Raw genomic sequence first — 5,057 nt, 5'->3', positions numbered from 1 at the left:
TCTCAAGAAACGGACACCCACCGCGCTGGATCCGCTTTCGCGTTTCCCGCTCCGGGGCGACTCGATTTAACTTATCAGATCCGCTCGGCTTGTCAATTTCCGAGCTTTTCCGATCCAACCTTTCCGACCCGCTCGCGCGGCCTTCCGGGCTGGTGTCGCTATTTCATCAGATCCAGCGCGATTGTCAAAACCGGCCTTTTCTGCACCACCACAGGACGGCAGGCGCGGCAAAGCCGCGTCGGCTAGATCAGTAGTGGGTTCCCCGTCGGCCGGCCACCGCGCAGGCGTCCTGCATCCGTAAGGGGACGAGGGATTAACTTACGTGGTCTGCCCGGCCACGTCAAATCGACCCCCGGACGGCCCGCGTCCATGGGCCCCCGAGGGGTGTCGGAACGTTCGGGTCTCGATAGGTGATCAGGCTCTTACCTGCGCAGCGGGAACCGGGCATGCTGGTTGACCATCTACCTGTATGACCCAGCCCACGGCATGGAGGTATCCCATGAGCTACTACCCGCCCCCGACACAGGGGGGCTACGGCTATGGCGGTGCGCCGCCGCCCCCGAACCATCTCGTCTGGGCGATCCTGACGACGCTGTTCTGCTGCCTTCCGGCCGGGATCGTTTCCATCGTCTTCGCCGCCCAGGTCAACTCCAAATGGACGTCCGGAGACCACGCCGGGGCGATGAGCGCGTCCAACAACGCGAGGATCTGGGCGATCGTCTCAGCGGTCGTCGGTGTGATCGGCGGCGTGATCTACCTTCTGTTCGTCCTCATCGCCGCGAGCAACAACACCACGTGAGGTCCGTCCGAGGGCATCTGTCCCATGACGCGTGAAGGCCGGTCCGCCCCGCAGATGCTGGGCGGACCCTCAGGCCGGCCGGAGAACGGGCGCCGCGGCGCCGCGGCTGTCGCGCGGGCGCGGCGGCTGCTCGGGCCGGGCGCCGTTCTCGTTCTCGCCGCGTCCGTCGTCTCCTATGTCGGCGCGGTCGATCCCAATGTGGACGGCCATTACCCCACATGCCCGTTCCTCGCGCTGACCGGTTACCAGTGCCCAGGCTGCGGTTCCCTCCGGACGATCCACGCACTCGCCCATGGACAGTTCGGTGAGGCGTTCGGGCTCAATGTCCTCGCGGTGACCATGCTGCCGGTGCTCGTGTTCTTCTGGGTCCGGTGGACGGCCGCGCGCGTGCGGAACCGTCCGTCGCGCACCCGGGCCGGCGATTCCCGGCTCATCTGGGCGCTCTTCGGGACGATCATGCTTTTCTGGCTGGTCCGCAACCTGCCGTTCGGCTCCGTCCTGGCGGCCTGACTCGTCCCTCGGCAGCCTGACCCGGTCCCTTCACGGTCTGCCCCCGTCACCTCCTCAGCCTCGCCCGCCCTCCCGTGGCGCCACCCGTTCCAGCGGGATGTCCGGGGGGACGGATCACCGGGCCCATGTGCTCGGAACGAGCGATGACGCGAGGAACGACGACCGTGAGTGAGAACGCACACGCCCTCTGGTGGGCACCTCGGTGGGCTCTGCCGTCGCCGCCCAGGTCGGCAGGCGGATCCGGCGCTGCAGAACCGCGAGCCGGCGCCGACCGAGGTGCCGGTCACCAGGGTCATGGAGACCTGGACGTGGCTCGCGCGGTCCAGCACGACGATCCCGCCGACGTGGCCCTGGGGGCGCGGCCAGGAGCCGTGCCCGAGGACGGGCGGCGCGGCGGTGATCGAGGAGCGGCTGCCCGTCCGCGAATGGCCGTCCAGGAAACTGCTGATCACGGCGGCGAACGTGCTGACCGGTGAGTTTCGCGAGTCGGGCGTGAGCCTGGTGGACGCCGTCACCGCCAGCTGCACCGTCCCGATGATCTAGCCGGCGGCGACGATCGGCGGTATCCGGTACGTGGACGGCGGCGTGTACTCGGTGACCAAGCTCGTGCTGGCGGCGGGCCACGGGCGCGTCCTGCTCATCGCGCCCATGGAGGACCCGGCGCTGGACGTGGAGATCACGGCGGTGACCGGCCAGGGCGGACGCGACGAAGTGATCCGGCCGGACGAGGCGTCGCCGGCCGCCTTCGGGACCGCCCCCCTCGACCCGGCGACCCGCACGCCCTCGGTAGAGGCGGGTCTGAAGCAGGGCCGGACGGTCTCCGCCGACATCGGCTCCTTCTGGGCCTGACCGAGGATCCATCTCCACGATCCGCGGCGGGCGAAGCGCTCGCCGCAGACGCCGTCGCGCGGACGATCGGGTGATCCTGGGACACCGCGCGGGTGTGCATCAAGCTGTACCGGATCCCGCTGGACGAACCCGGCACGAGGAAAACCGCTCTGCTCGCGGTGTGCGACCGACTCCGTGAGCGTACGGGCCGCGAAGAAGATAATGGGGAACTGACCGGCCTGAATCCGGCTGATCGTGGCGAACCCGGGTCGGGGATCCATCCGCTGCCGACTGAGTCGGACTGCCGCCGCCTGTCGGGATCTCGGCGGCCACCACCCGCAACAGACTCGCCTAGCGCCGCTGGCTCACCGGGCCGGTCGCCGTCTATTCGTGCCGGCGGCGCACCATCTCGGTGATCCAGATGGGCGCGAACGGAGACGTACAGCCGGGGGAAGTCGGGTAGTCCTTGAGCACCTGGAGGCGCTCACCGATGTCGATCGCGCGGGCGCGGTGCTCGGCGTGGTCGATGCCGATCTGTGCCAGGCAGTGGTTCATCGCCCACTGCAGGCGATCCGGGGCGTCTTTCATCTCCGCCTCGATGGCGTCTAGCAGTCCGGCGAGGTCGAGGCCCTCGGGCTTCTTCGTCACGCGTTCGGCGGTCAGCGCCCAGCCGGCACTCGCGACCACGGGATCCGGATCGTTGGACCAGGCCAGGCGCAGTTCTTCGGAGTGCGGGTTCTTCTTCACCACGTAGTTCACGAGCCAGTCGTGCACCTTGGGCGTGCGCGCCTCGCGCACCATGACGTCCAACTCGTCACGCTCGAACGCCTTCGGGCGGCAGATCAGGGTCGCCAGCAGTCTCGCCGCGGTGTCGTCCGTCTCCCAGAGGCGGCACGCGAGTTCCTGCTGCGTCTTCAGCCGCTTCGCGATCGCGCGCAGCTTGCTGAGGTTCACGCCGTGATCGTCACCGTGTCTCTCGTTCACCTCGCGTATCTTCGGGTCCTCAAGCTCGGCCAGCTCGGCCATCGTCTCGGTCAGCGTCGTCTCGGCCACCTCAATCTCCTGTCCGCAACGTCCGCGACTCACCCTACGACGGAGAGCGGTGGCTGGTGCTCCGTCGCCACCTGGCGACGAGCCTCCACTGGAGTGGGCGTACCGAGAGAAGGGCCTGCACACCAAGGCCAGGCCCTGACCGGCGGGTGCGGCGGTAGCATGTCGTTACAATTAGTAATCTTAACACTACGTGTCGTGACAATACGTGGCGGGGAGACCCTAGATGGCGATTCACGCCGTCAACTCTCCCTCCGACAGGAGCGACGATGCTCTCCTCAACCGTCACGCGCACCATCGTCACCACCCTGGCCGCCGCCGTAGGCGCCGTCACCCTCGGGCTGTCCGGCCCGCGCATGCGCGGGCCGAAGGCCCGGTGTCCTGCGGAGCCAGCGGCGTGAGCCGGTTCACTCCCGGCGTCCAGGCCATCCCCCGCCCGGTCGCGGTCAGCTGCAACGGCAACGACCGCGCCTGCCAGTACGCCAATAGCACCTACACCTCCGCTCGGTTCACCGCGAACTTCAGCAGCGTCACCCTCGGCTGCTTGGCCAGCAACCCGGGCTCCGGAACCGGATCGGGCTCCGGCACCATCCGCTGGAGCACCGGCGAGACGAGCCAGGTCGACCTGACCATCGACGAGACCGTCCTCAACGTCGCATCGGTGTCAGGGGCGGTCCGCGAGGGGCCGTTCACGGACCAGCGGTTCACCGGCAAGTTCACCACCAGCCTGGCCGGCGGCGCCTTCAAATGCACCATCGGCGCCCCGGTCGGCGGCGTGACCTCAGCCGACTTCACCGGCAGCTACACCATCGAATGACACCCGCCACCGCCCTCTCATCCGAGTAGTCGAGGAGTTTCCATGCGGGCTTTCCGTTCGCTGTCCACCACCGCCATCGCCGCCACCGCTGTGGCCGCCGTGGTAAGCCTGGGGTCCCCGGCCCTGGCCGCCACCGGCACGTTCACTTACCCGACCGGCAGCGGGGCGGCCGCCCTGACCGACCCCGAAGACTACGTCTGCCACGAGCTGACCGGCATCGTCGCCGGGACGTTCGTCAACAACACCGACAAGACCGCGTTCATCTTCAACGGCGCCGCCTGCCACAGCAGCGCCGGCTACGCCGACCCGAAGGGCGGCCGTTTCGTCCTGACCCGGCCGAGTTCGGACAGGGCGAGCGTGCGGTTCTTCAACACGGACGACTGACACCTGTCGGCCCCACCTTCAGATTGGCGGTCCGCTCCCGCGAGCGGGCCGCCGTCGTCGCGCGGGAGGGGTGGAGCCGTAACCGAGTTGGTCCTGTAGGCCCTGCATGTCCCAGTGGAACCGGCTCTCCGCGATCTTCCCGTGCGGCCGGCGCCCGTCAGGTCTCGGTCGGCCTTCGCGGGCGCACCGTTAGGGCGTCGCGGCGTTGACCCGGCGCCCCGCCTCCTCGGAGGCGGGGAGCGTCGTCCTGCCCGGCTCAGGTTTCGACGAAGCCCTTGCCCTTGCAGGTGGGGCACGTCGTCTTCGGCACGCCCACGGTGCCGACGCCCCCGCATCTTGAGCAATGTGCTGTGCCCATCACGCCTCCCGTTCCCTTCCGATGGCGCCGCACCGGCGGCACCGGTACGCGACCCACCGACCGCACTCCAAGCAGCGCGGCGCGCCCAGCTCTGCCTCGGCGAGGTGTCCTGCCTCCTGTGCGGTGACGGCCACGCAGCGCCCGCACCACAGGTCCGCGCTCGCCACTCCATGCCCTGGCAGGACCGGATCGTGCGAGACCGCAGAGGTGCGCTCAGTCATGCCGACCAGTGTCGCATGGGCCGACGCCGCAGAACGGTGAGAGCGCCCGCGGCGGGTCAGTTCGTGGTGGCGGGTTCGGTGGGCGGGGTG

At 68.9% G+C, this 5,057-nt stretch carries 9 protein-coding genes; 8 read left to right on the top strand and 1 reads right to left on the bottom strand.

All coding sequences use genetic code 11. The features are described 5' to 3' along the window. From E1298_RS49955 to E1298_RS43940, 5 genes are all read left to right on the top strand, one after another. A partial coding sequence (locus tag E1298_RS49955; RefSeq protein ID WP_207945214.1) for a hypothetical protein occupies positions 1–246 on the top strand: 246 nt, incomplete at its 5' end. A 253-nt stretch (positions 247–499) separates the two neighbouring features. Then, a complete protein-coding gene (locus E1298_RS43955) occupies positions 500–799 on the top strand; it encodes a CD225/dispanin family protein (protein WP_207945213.1) in 300 nt (99 codons plus the stop codon). A 24-nt stretch (positions 800–823) separates the two neighbouring features. Continuing rightward, on the top strand, positions 824–1,309 hold the full coding sequence (locus E1298_RS43950; RefSeq protein ID WP_243726216.1) for a DUF2752 domain-containing protein: 486 nt from the start codon (positions 824–826) through the stop codon (positions 1,307–1,309). A 168-nt stretch (positions 1,310–1,477) separates the two neighbouring features. Continuing rightward, entirely contained in the window at positions 1,478–1,852 is a 375-nt protein-coding gene (locus E1298_RS43945; RefSeq protein ID WP_131903312.1) for a hypothetical protein, read from the top strand. Positions 1,853–1,882: 30 nt separating this feature from the next. Beyond that, on the top strand, positions 1,883–2,158 hold the full coding sequence (locus tag E1298_RS43940) for a hypothetical protein (protein ID WP_131903311.1): 276 nt from the start codon (positions 1,883–1,885) through the stop codon (positions 2,156–2,158). A 363-nt stretch (positions 2,159–2,521) separates the two neighbouring features. On the opposite strand, the gene E1298_RS43935 is transcribed toward E1298_RS43940, so the two are convergent. Then, a complete protein-coding gene (locus E1298_RS43935) occupies positions 2,522–3,163 on the bottom strand; it encodes a DNA alkylation repair protein (protein ID WP_207945215.1) in 642 nt (213 codons plus the stop codon). A gap of 293 nt (positions 3,164–3,456) precedes the next feature. Here E1298_RS43935 and E1298_RS51460 point away from each other — a divergent pair, with 293 nt between their 5' ends. From E1298_RS51460 to E1298_RS43925, 3 genes are read left to right on the top strand one after another with little or no spacing between them, the layout of a single operon-like run. Then, entirely contained in the window at positions 3,457–3,588 is a 132-nt protein-coding gene (locus E1298_RS51460; protein WP_279499670.1) for a hypothetical protein, read from the top strand. Beyond that, positions 3,585–4,004, top strand: coding sequence for a hypothetical protein (locus E1298_RS43930; protein ID WP_131903309.1), 420 nt, complete (start codon positions 3,585–3,587; stop codon positions 4,002–4,004). The genes E1298_RS51460 and E1298_RS43930 overlap by 4 nt, the downstream gene beginning before the upstream one ends. Before the next feature lie 42 nt (positions 4,005–4,046). Beyond that, on the top strand, positions 4,047–4,388 hold the full coding sequence (locus E1298_RS43925; protein ID WP_131903308.1) for a hypothetical protein: 342 nt from the start codon (positions 4,047–4,049) through the stop codon (positions 4,386–4,388). The last annotated feature ends 669 nt before the right edge of the window (positions 4,389–5,057 follow it).

The sequence above is a fragment of the Actinomadura rubrisoli genome, assembly GCF_004349215.1.
In the GTDB taxonomy this organism is placed as follows: Bacteria; Actinomycetota; Actinomycetes; order Streptosporangiales; family Streptosporangiaceae; genus Spirillospora; species Spirillospora rubrisoli.
The sequence above is the reverse complement of the archived record's forward strand: the minus strand, read 5'-3'. Positions and strand labels throughout refer to the sequence as shown.